This window comes from Bacillus sp. BR3(2024) (assembly GCF_039134555.1).
Classification (GTDB): Bacteria; Bacillota; Bacilli; order Bacillales; family Bacillaceae_G; genus Bacillus_A; species Bacillus_A cereus.
On record NZ_CP152438.1, the window covers coordinates 480,750 to 505,343 of the forward strand.

Here is a 24,594-nt window from a genome sequence, read left to right on the forward strand (position 1 = left end):
TATTTAATACTACTTACTATTAAATCACTTTACTGGCTCTAATTCAATATACATTGTATGAATTGCTGTAGAATTTCCAATTCGAACTTTATAATTACCTTTGTAATAAATCTTAGTAGTTTGAGCTTCTACAGTTTCTTGAATTTCTGTATCCAAGTTCAATCCACTTAAGAATGTAACCCACTGTTTAGTCATTTCCACTGTAGCATCATTGTTGTCTAAGAACAGTAATTTAGTCCCTGTAGAATATGGTGAAACTACAAATTGTGCTCCAATTGAACCTGGAGGAAGAAACATATTTTCATCAACAAAAGCTACATCTCCACCAATTTCATTGTATTTTAAATTAGTATTGTACTTGCTATTAATACCTTTTAAAATCGTTTGAGCTTCTGGCGAAACTTGTTTAGCAATCATTGGATCTTTTAACCAATCTGGATAAACCTCTAATTTATCAGATACTAGACTTTCGTCTAATCCCTCTGGAATATTAGTCTCTGGTTTTGTCTCTGGTTTTGTCTCTGGCTTTGTCTCTGGTTTTGTCTCTGGTTTTGTCTCTGGTTTTGTCTCTGGTTTTGTCTCTGGTTTTGTTTCTGGTTTTGTTTCTGGTTTTGTCTCTGGTTTTGTCTCTGGTTTTGTTTCTGGTTTTGTCTCTGGTTTTGTCTCTGGTTTTGTCTCTGGTTTTATCTCTGGTTTTGTCTCTGGTTTTGTCTCTGGTTTTGTCTCTGGTTTCGTCTCTGGTTTTGTCTCTGGTTTCGTCTCTGGTTTTGTCTCTGGTTTTGTTTCTGGTTTTGTTTCTTTTTCAACTGCATTAATAGAGTTATATAAGAACTGACTATACGCTTCACGTGTTACAAACATTTTTGGAGAATACATATTACCTCCAGTACCAATTGTAACCCCATTTTCCTCTAATGCACTAATTGCACCGTAAGACCAAGAATTTTTATCAACATCTGCAAATTTTGTTGTTTTCGTTGCCTTAAATTTAAAAGCATTGGTAAGTACTTGTGCCATTTGTTCACGAGTTAAAATATCATCTGGACCATACTTCCCATCACCAAATCCATTCACAAGTCCTGCTTTAGCAAGTGCTAAGATTTCTTTTTCAAACAAATGTCCTTTAATATCAGTAAACGGATTTTTGAAGCTAACATCTGCATCTGCTGGTTTTACGTACATATAAATCATACGAGCAACTTGCCCACGAGTTACATTGTCACCAAAACCAAAGATATTATTTCCGTATCCTTGCACTACTTTACGATTTGTTAAATCATAAATTGCTTTTGTAGACCAGTGATTTGCTGGAACATCATTGAATTTTAGTGAATCTGTGTTATCAGCAGCTTTCGCTGTAAATGCTCCTACTCCTAATAGTGAAGTACCCATAATTGTTAGTGCTGTTGCTGTTTTTAAAAATTTGTTTGCCATTGTTTGTTCCTCCAAATATATTAGTTTTTTCATAGATTCCTTTATTGTACTGAATTTAAATATAAAATCCACATAATTTAACATATAAATTTATGAATTAATGTTTTTTTTATAACCGCTGTTCTATAAAGAAAATATTACCATATAGAAATGAGCTTGTAGAGCATTCGTATATTTTTATTTTTAAATGTATTTTTCTAGCAAAAAAACTACACTGAAAAGTATAGTTTTTTACCTCTTTTTATACATATTGATATTTTCAACGGTAATAAATTTGTCCCATTCCATCTTTGTTAGCCCATATCGGTGCTTTCACACTATCTATCCCTATCATTTTAAAAATAAAGAAGTGATGTTCAGCTTTTATCTTAAAATTCAATGGCTGATTATGATCTACGCGCCCTTTTGTATATTCATATTTCCATCCATCCATATTCTGCTCTTTCATTTTCTTTTCTATATCAGGGATTAGATTTACTTTTTTTCCTTCATACGTGTAATGAAAACCACCTGTTTTTTCTGCTAACTCTACTGTACTAGAAGCAAAATCATGTGCCTTTATTAACTGCATTCCATACAGTACACCTTCTGGTATAAGAGTTATCAATAGTAAAGAAAGCGTTAGAAAAAGCGCTGTTGTTACTGTATTTTGCATTTCTTACACACCTACTTTTTCTTATTTATTTCACGTTTCCTCCAGCTTTCTTGTTGTCAGAATCTGCTTCATAAATAAATATGTGTTTTGCGTTACTCTTAATGCTGCCTTTCTTTTCATCAAATTGTTTAGTATAACTAGCAGCTTCGGTTTCTCCTTCAACCGCAATCATTGCAGGTTGCTCTTGTACACCATGTACAGAAAACTCTCGTTTTGATGCCGGATCCTTAAATGTTGCATTTTGGTTATAAGACTTTTCAAATTCTTTCTTTGCGATTTCTGGTTCAATAGCAATTTCTTCTTGCGCTCGTAAAACACCTACTTTTACGGATTTATCCATTGCTGTACTTCCAGCACGTTCTAGTGCAGACTTATTATCTGTGTGTGTCGTATCTCCAATAATCATATCTGTCATTAAGAATAAACAGCCGACAAATAATAATAATGAGGCGGCACCTATAATAAATTTTTGCATTCCTCTTCACACTCCATTAACTTTCAGACTTTCGAATTCGAAATCCACTTAAAATGGAACTTTTCTTTTGGTTCAACAATTGGTTTGGTAGCAGCAACTCTGCTATTTCCTTCATTATTCCTTCTAACTCTTTATAATAGTTCCGACTAGATAGTAACGTACTACTATTTAATTGAGATTCAAATACATCTTCTATCTCATATGGTGGTAAAGCAGTTAATACCTTATCTCCAAAACATTCTTCTACTACTTCATGCTTTAAAAGTGCAGGAGAAAACTTATTCCCAATGATTCTCGTTTTCTCTAAATCTAAGTAAGAAACGAGCTTTCTCTCTTTTGGTGTAAGAGGATGCGCTATCTTTAGCAATTGATGCAGATCTGGTTCCGCTACAAAGAATATGTAATCTGCCATTTCACAGATCTCATGGTATAAATCCTTATCCCAATCGCTCCCTGCATCAATAATAGATATAGATGCTTCTTGGTTGGCCAATAAAACCTTAATAAAATGGTCGAAGTCCTGCTCTGTTTCGTTTTTCAGCTCTTGGTCAACTATAGGATTCTTTACAATATAATTTATTCTTCCTTGCTTCCATTTTGGAATTAATAATATATCAGATTCCTTCTGTAGCATCTCTTTATATCGCTGCAACATAAATTCACTTCGATAATTTTCTGGTGCTTCTGTATATCCCTTTAATAAAGGATACGTATATCCATCATCATATAGATTCTCTATATAATTCACATCAATCTGTAGTTCATTTAAGTAAGCTGCTAAAAGATGTGAAACAAAAGTTGCACCACTTCTCCTGTTCATGCTGGCCACAACAATTGTTCTTCTCGGAATAGCAATACCGATTTGTTTTTCATATACCGGCTCAAAAGCAAATTTATACTGTTTTTTTATAATAGGTGCTTTTGGCATCTCATCTGGAACAGACTTACGCTTTTGTTTGTTTTTAAATAGTTTGTTGGAATTAGAGGCAGGTTCACTGTTGCCGCCTTCCCCTAATTCACTTGATGCTTCCTCTTCTTCCTCATCAACAGGAACCTCAGGCAACTTTGTTTGTTGTGGTGCCTGACTTGCCCCTACAATTTCCGCTACATTTTTAATATCCGACTCCTGTAGCAGCTGCGGGATGACTTTATTATCAATATCAATTTTACGAGAGTTAAAAATGTCATAGATACCTAGATAAATCAGTTTCGCTAAAAACTCATCATCATTTTCACGCTCTGTAAATACTACAATTCGAATATCCTTCTGAAAGCGAATGTCTCTTAACTTCTGTAAGATAATTAATTCCCGCTTATCTTCGTGTCCCGCATCAATATTTAATCGTTTGTCATTAATACATAGAATGTTGGGTTTTTCCGTATCCAGAATTTCATCTAAATACTTGATGTGCATGACATCACTATCAGCTACTTCAAATCCCGCACCAATAAAATCCTCACGTAAATATGCCGTATACACAGAATCACTAATAGCTAATACAATCTTTTTCACTATAAAAAACTCCTCTTTGATAGAAAATCGTTTTAAAGTAATAGCATGTTTTCAAAAGGCACTTTTGTTGCGTTTTGTATTTTTGTTAATAGTTCGGTGAGAAGTGATTCTATTTCAAATCCCTCCAAATTACATGGCATATTATCAATAAGGTTATATTTGACTCTAACCTCTAAACGATCCTCGATTTCTTCTAACGGTACCGAACTAAATAAACTTTGTTCATATATAAATCCATCCCGAAGATTTTTTTGTATTTCTGTCTTGTCTTTGTAAACAATGGTTACTTGTGCTAATTCAATAAAAGGGTTATCTAAAGTTACTTTCGTATTCCAGTTTAGACTCCAGATTTCACAGCGGCCGTCTGCATGCACAACATTAGCAGCTACAGATGGAGTAATTGTAAATAAACGATCTACTGGAACATTTGTAAAAGTAGTTGTTTTTCCTTCTACTACTTTCAGTCCTCTTTCCTCACGTTCATGCTCAAGTGCAATTTCCGCACCAAACAATGCAATTTCACAAAATACTTGCTCCATTATGGGTTTAATGCCTTCATACGTTCGAACAGCAAATACACTAAACTCTTGTGTTTCATCCGTTCGAACTAATTCATAAATGCTAAATTCCGCTGCATTTACAATTGCAAAAGGAATATCTTGTACAAAATTAGGATTTGTAAATAGAGAATCCGGAATCACTGTCTCTGGATGTTTGAAAAACTCTAAACCAAGCTGATATCCTTTTAAAAATGCATTCTTAGCAGCAGCTGGGAATAATGTTTCAAATCTTTTGAGACTGCTTTTAAATTGCTTCTCTTCGACCTCGTTATTAAATTCTCTATCTTGTAAAATGTTTACACGATCAGCAAGCAGTAAAAAATAGTAGTTAATAAGAGAATTAATTCTCTCCTCAAAAACTTGATTATCTTTACAATATTTATCAAATCTTCTTTTGCTTTCACTAATAATTTCATTCATTCTTTAATACTCTCCTTATCATTTTCTAGTTATTAAATAAAAAAAAAGACACACCAATGGCAGGTATATGCCCTCGGTGTGTCCGTTTAGCAAGAATTGAATATCTCTCGATTCATATATTAATTTTAAACAATGAAACTTATGTATAAGATTATCTCTATAAAATCTAAATGTCAATACTACTTCGCAATTATTAATTAAACTCACAAAAATAATGCTTCTAATTGATTAACCTTTTTCTTTTTTTGCATATGTCATTTAACCACCTAATTCAGGTAACACTATTAGTATATCTAAGTACAGGATTTTCATACCAAAATTTCGATTTATATTTACAACTAAATTTCAAAAGTAAAAAACATTCATTTGATATATTCCTTGCCTTAGAGAACTTTAGATATAAAACAATCTTTATAGTACTCATAACATAACTAACAGCAAACGACTAATACATATTAATGTTATGTAAACAATCAAGCGGTATAAACACGTTCATTGATATTAACACATCAACTGACATTGACATGAAATCCTATATCGAGAGATAAATATAAGTTAAACTAACCCAGCCAGTTCATACCTAAGCCAACTTACTAATTACATATTTCGCAAACAAAGATTAAAAAATAGCTTTTGGATTCCTATTTTAGTTATTAGACAAAAAGGACGCTAATGATGAATATACATCCATAACATGTTTTTCTTGTACGAATTAAAATAACTTTTAGTTTGCGCATGCTTAAAATTGAATGACGCACAAAATCATTTCTATTATAGCTAAATTTCAAAACCATTTCTTTCACTCAAATACTATAAAAACTGCAATCTATAATTATAGATTGCAAAGATATTACCTGTACTTTTTTATCATAAAAAAACTCATGCTTATAGTATGCCCAACTAAATAAGTCATATACCTGAACATTACAACTGCTATTTATAACTAAATTTCAAATATGCTACACCATTCTTTTTATAAACCTCCTTGATCAAGAAGGTTTCAAAGAAAATCTATCTCTATTTAATTTATTAACACAAGAAGTACATAACCCATATATGTTAATGTCATATAAACAATCATACGACACTAATACTCCTAATTGAAATTGACATATCAATTAACATTGATATAAAACGGAATAAAAACGTGTAGATGTTAATTTCATATCGATATTTTACATATTATAGCAATTCGATGGCACTCAGATGTGAATTAACGTAAAACCATTTGGTAGATCTACATTTATTATTATTAGTTAATAGGATGTAACAACTAGCAAACCAGCGCACGCTATATTTTATTACCAATTACTTTTATTAACTTTTTAAGGAGGTTTAAGTCATAAACACCCATTAGAATAACTAGCATCTCTAAGTCAAAATGGTAGTTTCTATCTCTGATCAACATGACATTAACAATTAGGATGATTCGTCCTTAGTTTGAATAGTTTTTGTTAATGTTATATTAATCTCGTAGCGATTTCTTATTTCATGTCAATGTTATCTTTATGGATATTCGGAGTATAGTTATCTAATTTTGGTTAACATATCAACCTCATCGTTTTATTTATGATCTTATTATTATATACAAGCATGTACTAGAGATCGGATATCTACAAAAAACACCATCAGGATTATTCTAGAATTCTAAGTCAAACTTTAGTATCTTAAAAACTCCCTTAAAATTACCCCTAAAAATCCTTCGTTTGCGATTCGCATTTCATGTTAAAAGGTAATCTTTTTAGATCAACATGTAAACATAGGGTTAATATACCTATTATAGTTAACAAAACATTAACAATAGGCGCTTATGTGTTGTTAGAAGAGTGTTTTAGTATTGGTTTCATGTTAATGTCACCTTTTATATCAATGTCAATTCGCAAGCTCAGTTTGTTCTTAAATACCGATAAAGTTCATTTTGTTGATACTGACTATACAAATTTCTATCATGACATGCAATATACAACTTAAATTGTACATTCTATACTAAATTAATATACATAAGTAGATCCGTAGCAAGTAAATGGGGAGTAGGAACGAATCTTTTCAAAGTATTATGAATGTGCTCCTATATCCTTAAATACCGTTTTGTTTATTGAACAATACTAAATCTATATTAATATTATTTACTTTTTACTAGTTTTTATACGTGATAATTACATTTTGGACGTTAGTATGTGTATTTTCCGTTATATACCTGGATTATATCCTTATAACTTATTTACAAAATAGCTTTATTTCCTTATCATTAATATTAAGTAGCCTAATTTGTTAATCTCATAGCAACTATCAGTAGTGCTACTAACATAATATATATATTCCCATTAACAAAACATTACCAATTGTATATTTCGAATTGGTAATAAAGTTACTAATTCAACCGAATTTTATACTAAACGTTAATGTTTTGTTAACAAGTATATGTTTACATGTTAATTTCATATTTCATGTAATTCACTGGATTGGTAGGGATTTTTACAAATATTATCGAAATACTAGCTAACATGTTAATTTCAGCTAACATGTTAATTATAATTAGTTGTTTATGAGTTGATTTTTGAGGAGGTAGTTACAATGATTGAGCAAAAAAATGAAAAACAAGACCATCAAATTAACGATGATGATATATTAGATGATAATGTTTTCGAAAAAGCATGGCGGATAACAGAATTCTCAAAACTAGTAGGACGTCATCATAATACAGTTTATAATTGGTTCAATATCCTAGAAGAAAAGGGACTTCATGAAACTTTAAGAACTCAAAATACAAATGAAAAACTCTATAATGCTTTAGACCTTGAAATTGCTCTATTTATAAAGCAGAAAAGGGATGAGAAATGGTCTTTAGATGCAATTATTGACCTTTTACCACACCAGTTTGATTTAAGACCAGTGTCACCAGAACATCAAACAAATGAGGTATCCACTGAATTAAACCTTCAAGCTACTGCAGAAATTATTGAAAAAATGGTAACTAAACAGTTAGAAGAAAAAATAAAACATATTGAATCTCATTATGAAGAGAAGGTAGAGAGTATATTAAAGCAGTTACCACAACCAGAAGATGTAGAAACGCTAAAATTACGCCAACGCCAAGATAGGCTTGATAATTTTATTATTGAGCATAGAGCACGCCAGGAATTAAGAAAACAAGCAGAGAGCTTATGGAATAATAAACCTGAGGAAGAGCGTACTAGAAAAGCAGGCTGGTTTAAAAAAGAGGAAGATTTGAGTAAAAAACAACTCTTCATAGAGCAGTACATACAAGATAATATTATTGAGCATATAAAATCTCTTATGAATTCAGTAGAATAATAAAAAAGTCTGGAACTTAGTCCAGACTTTTTTATTATTTTGTAGTACCAAACATTTTATCTGGATCTAAAAAATCTGCTAGATCTTCATCTTCATTTGCTCCAGCATTATTGTTTTCTTCGTCACTACCCATATCGATAAAATCTCCAAATGCAAAACCTAAATCCTCATCCTCATCTATACTTTCAATCGTACTAATTTGAGACTTTTTATACTGAATTTGGCTTTGTCTTTCTTTAAACTCATTAAATTCTTCAACTAAACCTTTAGATAATCTCGATGGTAATGCATCAGTTTTATAGAACGTATATACACTTCCTAAGAAATCATTCTTACTCACCAAATATCCATTAAAGACTGTGCCATTTATAGGTAAATTATTTGAAACTTCTACCTTAGCGTCATCCATAAAGGAATCATTAATATTCTTTTGCTCATCTAGGATAGCAAGCATACCAAAATGATGTACTTTTGATGCTTCAACTGAACCATCATCGTTCTTCTTCATCAAATCAATTGGGGGATGGAAAGAGCTTCCTCTTAATGATTCTTGAAACATTTCTATAATTGCATGGCTATTTTCTATTTGATTCATATTACGTGAAACCTTATTAATTACTAAACAGCCCGTTTTCTCAAGTAAAATACGTTTAAAGTCTTGAGAATCCAGTATTACAGATGTACCAGATCCATTAGCAGCGGTATTTAACTCATGAATAATTTCACTAATACGTTGATTTGCATAATCTCGTGAATTAGCGACACCTTTTTTCTCATTTTCATTTAATTCCTTAAATTCATCGTAAAAATGCTGGTTATCAGCAAATACTACAAATGCTACACCTTTTGATTTATCATTTGCTAATTTCCAAATTTCCTGTGAAAATTTATTTACTTGTCGTAATACATCAGGCCCATCCGCTCGGACGGGAAGAGTTACAACAATCCCCATTTTAATAAAGTCTTTGCGCTCAATAGCATTTTCAAAGGCTATTCTTGCAAACTTTGCCTGATTCGCCTTAATTTCAGCCATTGGATATAGCTGCGCAACCTTTTGTAATTCTTGTCTGATTACTGGCTTGTTATGAAAAGCCGAAAATTCTTCAATGGCCTTAATGATTGTAGAAGTTCCAGTTCCTCCACCTAAACCTGCAAAAAATAAAACAAGTTCATCCGTAGGTCTTACACGTTCAGTAATAAATTCTTTTAGCTTTTCTTTTGCTTCCTCATTTGAATCAAGGACTTTTACTGCACGCTCAGGGTTCTTACCTAAACCACCTAATTTCAGTGAAACTTGATTACTTTTTGGTACATTTTTTAATTCAGCTAGATCGCCATCATTACTATTTAGTGCTAAGCAATTATATACTGCTGTGCCATCTGTATGTGTATATTCCGCAAATTTATCTACCATTCTAGTACCAGCTTGACCAAAACCGACCATCGTCATTTTAACTGCCACTTCATTCTTTAAGAAGTTTTTTGCCATTATTTTATCTCTCCTTATTTATCTTTTTTCTTTTCCCTAATTCAATCAGTACTTGTTGCCCTCTATAAGTTGAGATCAAAAATTTATATGGGTGCATGGTTTTTTCATAGATTAAAGACATTGATGATAGCGTACTCACACTTATTTCCGCTGAACGTCTAGATATATTTGTACGTTCAACCTCTAATGAATAGGATTTTCCCTTTTTTTTCTTTACTCTCCTATCAATAACTACATTTTCCACTATTTCATTAATAGATATGCCCCTCATGTACTTCGTCTCTTGAAATTGTTTATTTACTATGTTTCCTATGTATAGAAATACACTATAGAGTATCTCATCTTGTTCAAGTATATCAGCAAACATGTTTACTACTTCATCCGCAAACTTGATTGTTTGATATTTTTCACTTAAAACTTCGTTCAAGTTGTCCCCCCCTTAAAACACTGGTTAATTATTCCTAGAAACATAGTACATCATTACACGTCGTATATCAAGTCATTATAAATAAAACTTATATACAGCACTTATATATAAGACTTATAAACACAAAATTAGAATTAATCCATATTTTATAAGGGTTTAAATGTACGACGTATATATAATGCGTATACATGTTATATCAATCTTAAATTTCATGTGATTTACATTTCAACAAAGACTATTAAAAAATCCAGATTAAAACTTTAAACAATCGATTAAAAACCGCCTATTTTTTCAACATAAAAATTCAAGAAAAACTTATACATCGTGTATATAAGTTTTATATATACGATGTATAAAAAAATACTTTTATATCAATATTAAAACAAAAATCTTCTTATCAAATTTACATAAAAGTTGTATATAAGACTCTTATATACAACTTTTATGTAAATCGTATTTGTACAGCTTACATAATCCAGCTTAAATTTTTTCAATTTTCTAATATTTCATATTGGTCGTGTGTATTTATATTACTAGGGAGATTTCAAGACGTTCTTATAGCAATTCACACTAGGGTTTTCTTTATTACCTAGCTGTTTTAACAGGTTTTATCACTTATAATACCGCTCATTGTTAATGTTATGTTAATGCACTGTTCTTCACTTAGTACTTGTTAGTTCACATTATTATATATGTTATAAGAAAAATTATCCTCTGTTCCTCATTTGAATTCAATTCCTTGTCAATTTCATTCATTCCTTGAAAGCCAGTAGAAGAGGTTGTTAATTTCATATGAACAGCATCAATCCCCTCAATATTCAACATATAAAAAAGAGAATACTAAGATAAATCAAATTTGACATTCTAAAAGTAGTAGGCTAACAACCACATCACTACTATAAAAAAGAAACATGTGTTCAAACTAGATTATTAAAAGTGAGATCTCATCTTATTAACATCAAAGTGATACTTACATTACAATATAAACTTTTGTAACGTAGTAGGAATGATGATAGCAATTATAACCTTACATAAAATTAACAATTGGTTAATTTTATCATTTCAGTTAGGATTACTCCTTCTTAACGAAGCAAAAGGGGAAGTAGTTCAAGTGACTAAAACCTATATGTTAAGTACCTGTAGACATATTTCTAACTTATTTTTGATTTGGTAGAAACAATTAATAATATTTGTCTAAGTGAATTTATAATTCTATGCAATAAAAAACAACTAAAAGAAACAGTTGTAATTTTAAATCGAGACAATACCATGATTTAGAAATAACGCTTCATCACATATAAAATGTTGAATTTCGAGTTAAAGATAGAGAAAATTACTCTTTATTATCAATAAGCCTTTTTATAATTCTTGAATAATTTTAATCAATTAAAATGGTATTTTTACTATCTAATAAATGTTAGGACGTCATAACATTATTTTACAAATGGAATTTCATTATAACTATTGTTAGGTGTTTAGTAGTAGCTCGTCCTAACAAAACAAAGGATTTAATAGAGCCTTATAAATCAATAATTTATAAGAGATTTATAAGAGTAGTTATCATCTCAACTTCGATGTACAAAATGAGGTATCTCTAAAGATTAGAATCTCTTATTCATTTTTTCTTGTTTTACAACTAAAACATCAATGTAATAGTATATGAAAAATAACAAGTATTTAATTTAAGTTTAATTCAATATAAGAGGTGTATGCATTGTCCGGAAAAGTGTATAAATATAGAAGATCAGGTACCAAAAAACATTTTCACTTAAAAGAGGCTGACATATTTGTCTTTACAGTTTTATATTACAAAAGAGCACTTACAACAAGACAAATCACTCAGTTATATAGTGCATTTGAGGGAAGAGAATATTCAGAAGCTAGCATATTTACAAAGCTTGACCGTTACTCACAATATGGAGCCATGCTAACTAAAAAAATAGATAAAAAGGCTGACAGTATTACGAAACGTGCTTTATTTTCCTTAAAAGAAAAAACAATTGAATTCTTAATGGAAATAGGAAGAATTTCTAAAAAAAGTTCAAAACGACGTTACTCAAGAGCAACTTCTTTTCACACAATGTGTTCACGCGAGGTCATGATCCGTACTCTTTTAGCGACTACAAAGAAGACACAAACGAATGAAATATTATATAAATTAGATATTCGTTCTTTTTACCAGAAAAAAAATGTGAAAATTGAGGACAACCAATTGGCCTTGATTCCTGATGAACATATTTCATATCAAAATAAAAATATCCATATTGAGATGGATATGTGTAAAGAAACCAATTCTACCTTAGTTGAAAAAGTAGAGAAGTACATAGAATATACAAAGAAAACAAATGAAGATGTAACGGTTGTCTTTGTTATGTACGACAAATCAATGTTCCTTGCAGAAGATGCAGAACCGCCATACGTACGTATGAAAAATCTATTATTTTCTATGCGGAAGTATCATGAACTATTAATGAATATACCAAATCTAAATGTACACATTTGCTCATTGAAAGATGCTGGAGATGTTATTTCAGATATCATTCTAGGAACAGATGATAATCAAAACTTGGAACAAGATATTCTTTTTCCTTTATCCCAACGTACAGTAGGAGATGTCAATTGGCGTTACACATTTGTCGAAAAAATTCAAACGTTTAAAGAATCAATAGATGGTGGCCTTCGACGAACATACAGGAGAGATAAAGATTCTATTCAAGATTTCTTTTTTATTTTTGGAAATGAAAATGATTACCGAATGATTGCAAGATTAGATGATATCGTGTTTTCAAGAAGGGAAGGAGATGAAGGCGTTCCGCTTGTAGTTATCTATCCTAAACGTGAAAATCCTAGAGATATTCTACTGATGGACACTTATGCTAATGTACTACTTCTATCCATACAAAATACAAATATAGCAACCGATGAACAGATCATGGTACATGCTGCAAATAACGTTAATCCAAAAAGACGTAAACTTGTAGAATTATATTAATCTTTTATTTTTTATATACTTTTATACAATTTTATTGATTTTTATTATTTAAGGTGATAGAATAACATTTGAACTAAACACTCAAAACTACAATCAAATCAGAACATATGAAATTAAGGCAAGCGACACACGCTGTTTTTACAGTGGGTGTCGCTTGCCTTTTTTGTATGGAGAAAGGTGGAAGTGGAAAATGACAATGAACTTACAATTTGCAACAACTACTGGGGGAGTGCTCTCAGCAAGAGAAGCACTTAAAACTCCAGAACTAGTCCTTAAACATATTACAGAAGGGGGAGCTAAATTTTGCGTTTCCCTACAAGATATCAAAATCCCAGGAAAGCCTAATTATTATTGGTACGATGTAATAATTGAAACTGCAACGAATAACAAACTAGAGATAAATATTGCGGTACTTTCTCAAGAAGAATATAACCAATTGTGTGAAGGAGATAGTATTGACTTATATTTAAAACAAACTGAAGATGCAGCGAAGTTCTTTCTAAAAAAATCAAAGGAACAATTCAAGCCAGAACTTCACAATCGTTTTACATTACACCATAAAGCTCAACTATGTCTTTAAAAAGTAGGTGAACCTTTATGGAGACATCTAAGCAAAGATTACCATTATACACTACAATTGCCTTAATTAGCGGATTTATCCTTTCATTTGGATTTGGTGTAGCAAACTACATACAGTTACTCTACTATGCATTTGAACCACCGTCTTATCCTATAGAAATTACATATGTACCACTATTTTTAATGTTCTTCTCTTTGCTACTAGGAGAATTTAGTTTTAGGTTCTACAGCCGTATACCAGCTTTACAATTTCAAAATGGCAAGTTATTAATTTTAATTGCTTCTCATATTGCAGTAGATATTCAGTTTTTATGGTTTGCAACTACTCCTATCCATGCGAAAGTTATTCCTTATCTTATGAATAAAGCAAAACATGTTAATTTTGGTGAATATCAAGCAATAGGGGATGTATTAACAGGAAATTTCCATACACTCACCATGATATTTGTATTCTTACCGACCGTATTTATGATTTTGTTTACTCTTTGGTACAGTGGCCATATTATCCGTTACAGAGAAGAAATCTTAAAGTGGGTACAAAAATACGAATATAAAAATCATAAGTTGCAAAAGTGGTTTAATAGCCAAGAGGAACAAATATATCCTGATGTTGATATAGGTCCTCATATTAAGCACAAAGAAATGATTCGAATCAAGGGGAAAGATAGAACCCTAAATGGAATTATTATTGGTCCTATTGGTTCTGGTAAGACATCTAGTTTAATTATTCCAATGATTAATCAAGATTTACACTGGATGGTACGTTTTATAAATAAGTTTGAAAATACGTATAAAAAGAATAATTATGATACAGAAGAAGTAAAAGGAACATTTTTAAATGGGATAACTGTTATTGAACCGAGTAATGATTTATGTCAAAAGGTATTTAAGTTAGTACAAGCACACAAGATTCCTGAAAGTTCAATTTATTATATTGATCCCACAAACCCTGATACCAAAAACATTAATATTTTACGTGGACCAGTTGATAAAGTAGCCGAGGTTTTTGCAATGGTTATCCAGGGTCTATCGGAATCTAATAATGCATTCTTTGAACAAGCACAACGGAACCACCTTAAGCAACATATTTATTTATTAAAACTACATAACCCACAAAAAGATGTGACCTTTGATGACTTAATAGATATGTACGACGATGTAGAACGTGTACACCGTATGCACAAACTATTAAAAGTACAGGTAGAAAAATTATATGATTTTGTTCAAAGTGGTGTTGCTTCACGTGATCAAAAAAACGAATATAAGATTATAAAAGGTATCGATGAATGGTTCGGTGCGACACGTTTCTCTATAAATAGTTAATAACTATGAAATGAGAAGACTATCTAGATTAACACAGATAGTAATAACTGATTTAACGAGTGAGTGGAATGAAAGCCTTCATGTTGAGCTGAAACACTCCCAATAATACTCCTACATGCAGAGAAAGTTGATAGACTGCACTGTATGAAGCTAGGTAAAGACGCATGAAGAAAGTCTAAGTACATGACAACATGTATATGGCAATTGATAATGCGGTTGGCTATAAACTAATCATGGTGAGAATGACCAACTGGTCTGACGAAGATACGAATGTACGGGTCTAAAATTCGAATACAGTGAAAACTGTATCCCTTGTATGGGGTAAGTCAACGAAAAGTAAGAATCGAACCTATGAAATTCGTACTATGTAACAATGAACATAGAGAACTTACAGGCCTATAGTATCCACCTAAAATTAGATGTACAGCTAGTTAAATCGGAACGTGGGAAGCGAGAGACAACTATTTAAACCACTATCTTGGGGTTGGTTCATATAAGGTATAAAGCCGAAATTGATTTACTCTCGTGAAAGCAGGGGTACAGTACCGATGAAATTATGGAAACATAGTGGAGGGATAACCCCGAGTCATTAAAGAAATTAAGCAATAGTAACCAAATGAAGTTCATAAGGTCGAGTATGATGATGGGACTTTCCAAAAGGAAGGAGCAATATATCCATCGATGAACGCTACACTGAGAAACAGCGAGTACTACGGTATGCAATCCACCTTTGACACGCTATATGAGCGCAGTAAATATAACTGCACAAAAGGAATAGGATTATATGAAATTATAACATCAAAAGAAAATATACTACTCGCATACCGCAATATCAAAGCCAATACAGGCTCAAAGACAAAAGGTACAGATGGAATAACCATAGATAATTACAAAATGAAAAATGTAGAAAACTTCATAAAGGACATTAGAACAGCTTTAAATGATTATAAACCTCAAAAAGTAAGAAGGGTAGCGATACCTAAAGAAAACGGTAAAACAAGGCCTTTAGGTATTCCTACAATGAGAGACAGACTACTCCAACAAATGTTTAAACAAGTTCTCGAACCAATATGTGAAGCAAAATTCTACAATCATTCCTATGGATTTAGACCTAATCGAGCGACAAAACATGCAATAGCTAGATGTCAATCTCTTATAAATAAAGGGAATAAACATCATATAGTAGATGTAGATATAAAAGGATTCTTTGACAATGTAAATCACACCAAGCTAATAAAACAGCTATACAACATTGGAATAAAAGATAACAGGGTGCTAAGCATTATTTCAAAGATGCTTAAATCACCGATAGAAGGCGTAGGTATACCTTCAAAAGGAACACCGCAAGGTGGTATTTTATCACCACTACTATCAAACGTTGTACTGAATGATCTAGACTGGTGGATCTCGAACCAATGGGAAAACATGAATACGAAACACAAGTACACAAGCCTTCACAAATATAGAGCACTGAAGTCTACCAAGCTAAAAGAAATGTTTATCGTACGATATGCAGATGACTTTAAAATCTTTACAGATTCTCACGAATCTGCAAAGAAGATATTCCATGCAGTCAAAGAATACCTTGAAAATCACCTACAGCTTAATATATCAAGAGAAAAGTCAAAGATAACAAATATTACAAAGGGTAAATCAGAATTTCTAGGATTCAACTTAAAAGCAGTTAAAAAGAAGAATAAATTTGTTGCTAATACTCATGTTTCAAGTAAACAAATAAAAACTATTTTAGCTAAAACCAAAAAGTTAATCAAAGAAATTCAACATAAACCAACTGTAATATCTGTCAACAAATATAATCAATATATATTAGGAATTAAAAACTACTACCGAACAGCTACGCATGTAAATTATAATTTTCGCCTAATAGCCTATCGTCTATCACGAACCTTATATAATCGACTTAAAAACCATGTATTTGAAAAACCAATAAACCCTTCGGTTTTATATAAACGACTTCATAAAAACAACTATAAAACATACAAAATAATGGGAGTCTATTTATACCCAATAGCAGATATTCGAACTGAAAATGCAATGAATTTCAGTCAAAACATCTGTAATTACACCACGGAGGGAAGAAAAAATCACAAGAGAATTAAACAAAGTGTAGAACACGAAATCAATAAAATGATGTTCACACAAAGAAATGACAACTTGGAGTACGAGGATAATCGAATCTCTAGGTACTCTATGCAGTTAGGGAAATGCTCAATTTTAGGAACATTCCTAGAAGCTGAAGAGGTACATTGTCATCATGTAACCCCCAGAAAATTAGGAGGAAAAGATGATTTTAAAAACCTTGTGATTGTTCATAAATTAGTTCATACACTTATACATGCTACAAAGAAAGAGACGATTGTTAAATATAAAAACTTACTTCAATTGGATGGAAAACAATTGAGAAAACTCAATATGTTTCGTCAGAAATGTAATTTGGATATTATTGATTAGTTAATTTAATGATGGAACGCCGTATGCGGTGAAAATCGCACGTACGGTGTGGAGCAGGGGAAAAGGTGGAGATTGCCTCAAAACCTTACCTATTGCTATATAATACCATTCGTGAAAAAACGGGTTTCCAAGGGGAACCGGCCGTTTATAAATCTGGAAAATATCGTGGAAAACCAATGCATTATGACCGGGAAGAAGAATATGTAAAAGGTTTGCGTAACATCTTAAAAGATTTAGCCTCAAATGTTTTAATACGACGTGTTTTATTTGGAAAATCAGATTTTGATTTTGATGTTCACCTAGAGCAAGGTGGTATTTTACTAGTAAATACAGCCAAAGGAGAACTTGCAGATCTTTCTAATGTACTAGGAAAATTCGTATTACTAAGTATGCAAAATGCTGTATTCCGAAGAGAACCAAATATTTCACCATACCATCATATTATTGTGGATGAATTCCCTGATTATGTTGTACGCCCGTTCAAAGAGTTCCCTGCACAATCTCGTAAATATAAAGTCATTCTGACAATTGCAAGTCAAACACTATCTCAATTAGCTTTGGATTTCACAGAGCAGTATATGTTTACTTTACTAGGTTCGTTCCGTAACAAGATGATATTTGGTGATGTAACACCATATGATGCGAAAATTTTCTCTGACATGTTTGGTGAAACAGAGGAATTTAAAGAATCCGAATCCGAACAAGGGATTTCTCCTATGCAAGAGAATCCCGTTAGTCGCTTAGGTTCGACATTTCAAAAATTAAAAGAAGTCGTTATGTCACCAGGAGATATCATGGCACAAGGTGCCTTCATTTGTGCTGCGCGTATTGTACAAGACAATCATGTGCAACCTGTACAACAAATTACTAGTAACTTTGTACCCAAAGAGGAGTTTGCTCAAGCAATCATTCAAGTAGAGATCAAGTCTGGACAATATTGGGAAACTGAACGTCTTCGACTCATTGAAGAATCTATCGCAAAATCAAATCCTATGAAACATGTAGATGCAAATAATATAAAACAGATAGAATCATTTCCACCTATGCATGGTGATAAAATAGAACAAAATAATTCCATAGAAACAAACACAGTAGAAAATGTAACTTTTCCTGATTATTTTAAGGATGTCAGTCAACAGGGAAATGTTATTGAAGAAACTGAAAATAAGTTGTATGAAGAAATTAAGGCATTCGTTATTGAATCACAACAAATCTCACCCTCTCTTTTGCAAAGAAAATTCAGAATCAGCCATATAAAGGCTGTAAAATTTATTGAGAAGTTAGAACACAATCACATTGTGAGCACTTACACCGGGAATAACCCTCGTAAAGTTTTAATTTCTAACAATAATAATACGTTGATATTATCAAAGGATTCTCAAATCAATACTACTCCTTCATCTAATACAGATTTAGATAATACGACTTCACGAGAAAATAGCATTCCAAACGAAAAATCAGAAGCAAAGCAAGAGGAAACAGGCTTCTTTAAAGACATCCTATATGATGATGTAGTAGCCTTTGTTAAGGAATCAGGGAATTCTTCTATACATGCACTACAGAACGCATTTAAAATTGATTATACACGTGCTTCAAGATTACAAGATGCCCTACAACGGAATGGCGAGCTGCCGAATATAACAAAAGAGACACATAGGGAAATAGTAGGTCCTAAAAAAAATATGGAGCTAGCAGAACGGAAGAAAGAGGTATCTAATATTATGTTGGAACCAAAAAGGGATATAAATTACCCAATTCATTTAGGAATTCCTGTAGAAACTGATCCATTGCAAAAAAAGCTTCTAACAGAGGGACTTATAACCACAGTATTAGAGGAAACAAAAACAGATATGAAAACTAATTTGAAACCAGCTACAAAAACAGTTAATCCCACTAAAGAAAATAAACTTGATGAAGAGGTTGCAAAAGTTTACGAATCTATTAGCATTACTGTTCATCAAAACTTAGAAAAGAATATGGTAGAGAACACTAGAAATAATGAAGAGCAGCATGAAGATAAACATATGGACTATAAAGAACGCAAAAAAGACTTAAAAGCCAAACAAAAGAATACGTATAACAATACAAATTCACTACTTAATAAAAACCAGCAACAAAAGAAAAATACATCTAATGTAATGAGTAAGGAATTAGATGATTTTTTTGATTAATACCTATAGAAACCTAGAATAACTTTTTATTCAAGATTATATTTTTAGGGAAAATCTAGCTTAAATTAGGAGGAAAGGTTAGATATAGTATTTTAACTTTTCCCTTTTCAAAAAATAATACTTGCACAAATTACATAAAAACGTTATATTTTAATTAATAATTATACAAATAAAACATGACTTACGTGAAGGACACACCTTACGTACCATTCCAACGGTACAGGTGTGTCCTTTTTTACGTTCTAGGAGGAAAATATAATGGTTGAAGATAAGGTAAATACTCATATTACAAAAGAACTAGGGATGGCATTTGAACCGGATAACACGCTAGAGGACATCTTTATAGAATCAACTTTCAATCAATTTGAAAGAATACGTGAACATGAATTAGAAGAATTAGCTCGTATGAAACGTGAACGTACTGTAGGGAAAGGCTTAATTACCATAGTATCTGAAAAATTATTCCCAACTAAAAACGGGACATCTGAGCGGATACAAGTGCTCACAATGCAAATTGGTACTCATACGACAGCATATTGTCCACTTACAGAGGCAGGTATAAATATTCCTAAAAATCCTCAATGGCTGATAGGTAAAACAAAACCCGTTATTATTGAGCATTTCCAAAGAACTGAGGAAGGGAACTTTGCTGTTGTATCTATCACTGCAGGAGAACTTGCACTGCAAAGAAAATTATATGAAGAAATAGTAGAGCAAGAGGGGAATAAAGTATACACAGGAACAGTTTCTGGACATATTCCATCTGCACAAACTATTCTGGTTGAAGTTCATGGTGTAACAGTAGGAGTAAGATACTCGCAATGGTCTCATTCATTCGTTCGTTCGGCGGATATTATTATTGGTGATGTTGTAGAGCTTATCATCGATAAAGTAGTGGAAAAGGATGGGCGCTATGAGTTTAGAGGAAATAAAAAGAAACTAGAAACGGATCCAATGGAAAAACTATTAGAATTAAACAAACGACGTGACCGCTTTGTAGGTAAAATTGTAGGTGTAGATGCTATTGCTGGGATTTTCGTAGAAGTTGCACCAGGTATTCAGTTTAAAGGACTAAAGGGTCGTAATCTGGCAAATCCAACTGTGGATGACGCAGTAAACCAAACAATTGTTACATGTGAGCTGCTTAATATTGATGCTAAAAATAGAAGAGGAACTGTACGTATCCTAAATTATCCGCAAGGCCAAAGTAAAAAATCTAATTCGTCAATTTACCAATTTTAATGGATGATTATGCGTACAATAGAGAAACAAATGTCTACTTATATTCCTTCTATTCCTCATTTATCAAGTGAGGATATACAAGGACTTCAAATATATCGGATACATGATTTGGATAAAACCTATGTATTCCACTCTTATGACGAATTAGTTAAGTTTAAGCAGCTTTTAACAGAGGAACAATATGCTATACTCAATTTTATTGGTGTTCATACATCCGTTCGGTTTAATCATTTATTATATCTATTCAAGAATAAATTTTCGCGTAAGAAAATTAACAATGCACTTCAAGGATTACTTTACTATCAATTTATCGAAAAATGGCAAGTAGAAATTTTTGATATGGAAATCTTTGAAGAAACATATACCTTATCCAATAATGGATTTAAACTACTAAAATACTGGCAAGGAAATATGTTCTTCTTTGCCCCAGAGCGTCTTGACAATCATGGTAAATATGTTCACCTGCGTTATTGGCATGACATAGACCTACTTTGTCATTTACGCTACGCTCCTTCATTTTTAGGTCATATTATGCATCCATCTATTAGTAAAGGGGTTTTTACCCCTTCTTTAAGTTTTATAGTAAATGGAGGAAAAGAACGTAAATTTAACTTTGTTGTATACTCCACCTTATTATCTGATCAAAAGGATCGATTAAAACGAATAATTGCTAGATGGCAGACTTTTGTAGAGTCAGGAAAAGATGTTATTATGCAGGACTTAGGGAATAACCCTACAATCTTAGTTATTTATGTTTCTACTAAAAAACAAGCAAAGCAAATTAATAATGAACTATTACTTGATTTAATTCCTGGTAAAGTATTGTTATGCATAGGGGAATCTTTACATTTTCAAGGATTACAACACGCTTTTTATCAACCTCTTGCAGAAGGGGAGATCAAACAATTAGATACAAAGCTATTTATAGAAAACTAAGCCACCTTACAAGCTTTCGCTTCAAGGGTGGCTTGTTTATTTTATACTTAGCTTGGAATATTCAAAAAAACTTAACAAAATTAATAATCCTGTATCTACCTCTATACAAAGCAAGGATTTTGCGAAATAATATTCTTTGACACCTGTTAATAAAATAACATTATATACAAATATAGTTATTTCATTGGAGGAATATACAAGAAAGGAGTACTATATTGCTACGTATACAAAGAGGGTACATGTACGATCCTGATAATAATGAGGTAATAGTAAATGAAATTTTCTATGATGGTACATCAGAAAAAAAGTTAGGCAGTAAAATGGGGATTTTTGAGCCAGTTAAAGTACCTATTGCTATTTTTGAAAAGGTCCAGGAAAACGAAAGTATGACCTATATGGAAAATGTTGAAGTAGAAGAAAAAAATATTAAGGAAATACTTTGTTATTTAGTTCAAAATCAAAAGCCTGAAAAACTATATTTTGAAATACAGTACATGAAGTAATACCAGGGCCTGAATATAAGAGGGGATTTATAGCAGGGGAATCAGGGGCATTATTATACAATACATGTGGGATCTGCATATAAACTTCCTTCTTATCCCTGTTCTATTGAAAACAATTGAATATAATATAAAAATGGTTTAATATAAATTTATATTTATTGTTTAATTGATTCCGTCTATTCCCACGCCCTATGTGTTGTGGTTGAGTTTTAGAAACAAGTTATATTTTTGTTTCAATTATGAAAGGGCTTCTTTGAGCCGATTAGTGTATATATAGCTTATTTTGCTATGCGCATTTTAATCGACTTGAAGAAGTCCTTTTTGTGTTGTCTTCAAGTTAGGAATCATTTATACATAAACCTTTAGGACTAAAAATATGCTAAATGAGAAAGCACAAATTTTGTGCTTTTTGTTTAATTTAGGGGAGAGATTATATGAATTTTTACAGAGTATAGCATAAAAAAATATGGATAAAACACACATATTTCGTGATTTTTATTTAGAAAAGAGGATATTTATGATGAAATATGAACATGCAATTACTTTAGATAAGCCAACATTATCAATAGGGGAAATCATTTAAAACTTTCAAAAGAAAAAATTAATTAACACGTTAAATGTTATGAACTTACTATCTATAAAATCAAACCTTTATATTATTGCAAATCACAAAATTTTACTATTAGGTAAGATAATAAGAATCAATTCATAATGGCATTCGAAAGAGAAGAACAAGGGAATCTAAATATGTAAAGTACTTGTTGCAATGCTAAAAGCACAAGGAATTAGAATATGAAACTTGAGAGGAGTTATATAATATGATTACAGTTAATCGAGGATACATGTATGATCCAGATGATAATGAAGTCTTAATTACCGAAATTTACTATGAAGCTGCTACAGATACTAAACTAGGAAGTAAAATGAATAACTTATCTTACTCAGCCATTCCTAATGAGATTAAAGAAAAAATAGAAGCAACTGCTTCATTATCCTATGTGGAAAGCATTGAGATGTCTCAGCCATTAGCTGTCGTATATCAAAATGAAATTAACATGTATGGAAAACCAGAAAAATTATACTTTGAGTATACAAACATTTAAAAAGAAAAAAGACATTGAACAGTTGGTTTCAATGTCTTTTTTCCTTTTAAACTATAGAGAAACAAAGGTTAAGGCTTTGTTTGGCATCCTATAGTGTTTTAGGTGTGTTATACTTATATTTATAAATTATAATATTCAGTAGAATGTTAGGTTTGTTTGCTACTATTCGATATATATAACTGGAGGAAGAATTATGGTTTTTTTTAAAAAGGCAGTATGTGGTATTTGTGATACAAAGGTTGGTTTAAATCGTTATAAAATACTAAAATCTGATGCATGGCTATGCCCAGATTGCTTTCATAAAGCAGGTGGCTTGGGTGTTGTAAGTGTAAGTACGGACACTATCGAAGAATTGAAAGCTACAATCGATGCAAGGGTAGCAAAACTTGCTGAGGATCCATTGTCATGCGCTGAAGGAATGTATCAATTCTGTATAGATAATAAATTCGGTTCTGGCTTTAATGAAAAGTGGGGTGTAAAACACTTCAAGGTATTAGAAGATAACTTGATGAATGGCGAAAAAATTCATATGACTTATATCGGAATGCACGATTATCAATCTACAACAAAGCATGATGGTTATTATGCCTACGCCATAACTAATAAACGCATTATGTTCGGACAAAAAACAATGACTGGTGAAAAATTCAAAGCAGTAGATCATGAAAAGATAAATGATATATCTTTTGAAATAGGGATGTGGTTAGGCTTTCTAACAATTGATACTCCGCAAGAAAAGATCAAAGTTGCGTTAGATAAAGATTCAGCAAAATCCATTAATAATCATATCCATCAAGTTCTAGATGCTTTAAAAAGCAAACCTACTGAAGCTCAACCACAAGAAGTATCTGCTCCAATATCAACAGCAGACGAATTAAAGAAATTCAAAGAGCTGTGCGATATGGGTGTTATTACAGAAGATGAGTTTAACGCCAAAAAGAAGCAGTTACTTGGTATATAAATACAAGATAAACAAGGCAAGTAT

At 31.8% G+C, this 24,594-nt stretch carries 16 protein-coding genes and 2 pseudogenes; 11 read left to right on the forward strand and 7 right to left on the reverse strand.

Going from position 1 to position 24,594, the window contains the following annotated elements; genetic code table 11:
* Positions 1 to 24 precede the first annotated feature (24 nt).
* The 5 genes from V7S45_RS29760 to V7S45_RS29780 form a co-directional block, all read right to left on the reverse strand.
* Entirely contained in the window at positions 25 to 1,434 is a 1,410-nt protein-coding gene (locus V7S45_RS29760) for an S-layer homology domain-containing protein (RefSeq protein WP_342762041.1), read from the reverse strand.
* 259 nt (positions 1,435 to 1,693) lie between these two features.
* The gene (locus V7S45_RS29765) at positions 1,694 to 2,089 is read right to left on the reverse strand and encodes a DUF4320 family protein (protein ID WP_342762042.1); all 396 of its coding nucleotides are present in this window, start codon (positions 2,087 to 2,089) and stop codon (positions 1,694 to 1,696) included.
* A gap of 25 nt (positions 2,090 to 2,114) precedes the next feature.
* The gene (locus V7S45_RS29770; RefSeq protein ID WP_128267353.1) at positions 2,115 to 2,564 is read right to left on the reverse strand and encodes a hypothetical protein; all 450 of its coding nucleotides are present in this window, start codon (positions 2,562 to 2,564) and stop codon (positions 2,115 to 2,117) included.
* Between the two features lie 16 nt (positions 2,565 to 2,580).
* Positions 2,581 to 4,080, reverse strand: coding sequence for a hypothetical protein (locus tag V7S45_RS29775; RefSeq protein ID WP_128267352.1), 1,500 nt, complete (start codon positions 4,078 to 4,080; stop codon positions 2,581 to 2,583).
* A 29-nt stretch (positions 4,081 to 4,109) separates the two neighbouring features.
* Positions 4,110 to 5,057 (reverse strand): hypothetical protein, encoded by a 948-nt coding sequence (locus V7S45_RS29780; RefSeq protein ID WP_342762043.1) that lies wholly within the window; start codon positions 5,055 to 5,057, stop codon positions 4,110 to 4,112.
* Positions 5,058 to 7,631: 2,574 nt separating this feature from the next.
* Here V7S45_RS29780 and V7S45_RS29785 point away from each other — a divergent pair.
* Positions 7,632 to 8,372 carry a MerR family transcriptional regulator gene (locus V7S45_RS29785; RefSeq protein ID WP_000572534.1) on the forward strand — a complete coding sequence of 247 codons (741 nt, stop codon included), beginning with the start codon at positions 7,632 to 7,634 and terminating at the stop codon, positions 8,370 to 8,372.
* 34 nt (positions 8,373 to 8,406) lie between these two features.
* Here the strand turns inward: V7S45_RS29785 and V7S45_RS29790 are convergent, their stop codons facing one another.
* Together V7S45_RS29790 and V7S45_RS29795 are read right to left on the reverse strand one after the other, a co-directional pair.
* Positions 8,407 to 9,861, reverse strand: a complete 1,455-nt coding sequence (locus tag V7S45_RS29790) for a cell division protein FtsZ (RefSeq protein WP_001097036.1) — start codon at positions 9,859 to 9,861, stop codon at positions 8,407 to 8,409.
* A gap of 4 nt (positions 9,862 to 9,865) precedes the next feature.
* Complete coding sequence (locus V7S45_RS29795; protein WP_001006726.1) at positions 9,866 to 10,288, reverse strand: hypothetical protein; 423 nt, start codon at positions 10,286 to 10,288, stop codon at positions 9,866 to 9,868.
* 1,714 nt (positions 10,289 to 12,002) lie between these two features.
* Between V7S45_RS29795 and V7S45_RS29800 the strand changes: the two genes are divergently transcribed.
* From V7S45_RS29800 to V7S45_RS29845, 10 genes and pseudogenes are all read left to right on the forward strand, one after another.
* Positions 12,003 to 13,280 carry a replication-relaxation family protein gene (locus V7S45_RS29800; protein WP_000015597.1) on the forward strand — a complete coding sequence of 426 codons (1,278 nt, stop codon included), beginning with the start codon at positions 12,003 to 12,005 and terminating at the stop codon, positions 13,278 to 13,280.
* Between the two features lie 190 nt (positions 13,281 to 13,470).
* Positions 13,471 to 13,860 carry a hypothetical protein gene (locus tag V7S45_RS29805; protein ID WP_002164668.1) on the forward strand — a complete coding sequence of 130 codons (390 nt, stop codon included), beginning with the start codon at positions 13,471 to 13,473 and terminating at the stop codon, positions 13,858 to 13,860.
* Positions 13,861 to 13,877: 17 nt separating this feature from the next.
* Positions 13,878 to 15,152 (forward strand): annotated as a pseudogene (locus V7S45_RS29810) (conjugal transfer protein TraG); the annotation flags it as partial.
* A 711-nt stretch (positions 15,153 to 15,863) separates the two neighbouring features.
* Entirely contained in the window at positions 15,864 to 17,654 is a 1,791-nt protein-coding gene (gene ltrA, locus V7S45_RS29815) for a group II intron reverse transcriptase/maturase (protein WP_342762044.1), read from the forward strand.
* Between the two features lie 101 nt (positions 17,655 to 17,755).
* Positions 17,756 to 19,825: pseudogene (locus V7S45_RS29820) on the forward strand (DNA translocase FtsK); the annotation flags it as partial.
* A gap of 258 nt (positions 19,826 to 20,083) precedes the next feature.
* Positions 20,084 to 21,067, forward strand: coding sequence for a hypothetical protein (locus V7S45_RS29825; RefSeq protein WP_000228953.1), 984 nt, complete (start codon positions 20,084 to 20,086; stop codon positions 21,065 to 21,067).
* A 9-nt stretch (positions 21,068 to 21,076) separates the two neighbouring features.
* Positions 21,077 to 22,003, forward strand: a complete 927-nt coding sequence (locus tag V7S45_RS29830) for a hypothetical protein (RefSeq protein ID WP_001259117.1) — start codon at positions 21,077 to 21,079, stop codon at positions 22,001 to 22,003.
* A gap of 215 nt (positions 22,004 to 22,218) precedes the next feature.
* On the forward strand, positions 22,219 to 22,506 hold the full coding sequence (locus tag V7S45_RS29835; RefSeq protein WP_002164669.1) for a hypothetical protein: 288 nt from the start codon (positions 22,219 to 22,221) through the stop codon (positions 22,504 to 22,506).
* Positions 22,507 to 23,324: 818 nt separating this feature from the next.
* Positions 23,325 to 23,609: a hypothetical protein gene (locus V7S45_RS29840; RefSeq protein WP_000633813.1), complete on the forward strand. Its 285-nt coding sequence runs from the start codon at positions 23,325 to 23,327 to the stop codon at positions 23,607 to 23,609.
* 193 nt (positions 23,610 to 23,802) lie between these two features.
* The gene (locus V7S45_RS29845) at positions 23,803 to 24,570 is read left to right on the forward strand and encodes a PH domain-containing protein (protein ID WP_000231142.1); all 768 of its coding nucleotides are present in this window, start codon (positions 23,803 to 23,805) and stop codon (positions 24,568 to 24,570) included.
* The last annotated feature ends 24 nt before the right edge of the window (positions 24,571 to 24,594 follow it).

Excerpts from the sequence above, each read along its gene's own strand:
- V7S45_RS29760 (WP_342762041.1), bottom strand. The coding sequence starts at position 1,434 with ATGGCAAACAAATTTTTAAAAACAGCAACAGCACTAACAATTATGGGT.
- V7S45_RS29765 (WP_342762042.1), bottom strand. The coding sequence starts at position 2,089 with ATGCAAAATACAGTAACAACAGCGCTTTTTCTAACGCTTTCTTTACTA.
- V7S45_RS29770 (WP_128267353.1), bottom strand. The coding sequence starts at position 2,564 with ATGCAAAAATTTATTATAGGTGCCGCCTCATTATTATTATTTGTCGGC.
- V7S45_RS29780 (WP_342762043.1), bottom strand. The coding sequence starts at position 5,057 with ATGAATGAAATTATTAGTGAAAGCAAAAGAAGATTTGATAAATATTGT.
- V7S45_RS29785 (WP_000572534.1), top strand. The coding sequence starts at position 7,632 with ATGATTGAGCAAAAAAATGAAAAACAAGACCATCAAATTAACGATGAT.
- V7S45_RS29790 (WP_001097036.1), bottom strand. The coding sequence starts at position 9,861 with ATGGCAAAAAACTTCTTAAAGAATGAAGTGGCAGTTAAAATGACGATG.
- V7S45_RS29805 (WP_002164668.1), top strand. The coding sequence starts at position 13,471 with ATGACAATGAACTTACAATTTGCAACAACTACTGGGGGAGTGCTCTCA.
- ltrA (WP_342762044.1), top strand. The coding sequence starts at position 15,864 with ATGAACGCTACACTGAGAAACAGCGAGTACTACGGTATGCAATCCACC.
- V7S45_RS29825 (WP_000228953.1), top strand. The coding sequence starts at position 20,084 with ATGGTTGAAGATAAGGTAAATACTCATATTACAAAAGAACTAGGGATG.
- V7S45_RS29830 (WP_001259117.1), top strand. The coding sequence starts at position 21,077 with ATGCGTACAATAGAGAAACAAATGTCTACTTATATTCCTTCTATTCCT.
- V7S45_RS29840 (WP_000633813.1), top strand. The coding sequence starts at position 23,325 with ATGATTACAGTTAATCGAGGATACATGTATGATCCAGATGATAATGAA.
- V7S45_RS29845 (WP_000231142.1), top strand. The coding sequence starts at position 23,803 with ATGGTTTTTTTTAAAAAGGCAGTATGTGGTATTTGTGATACAAAGGTT.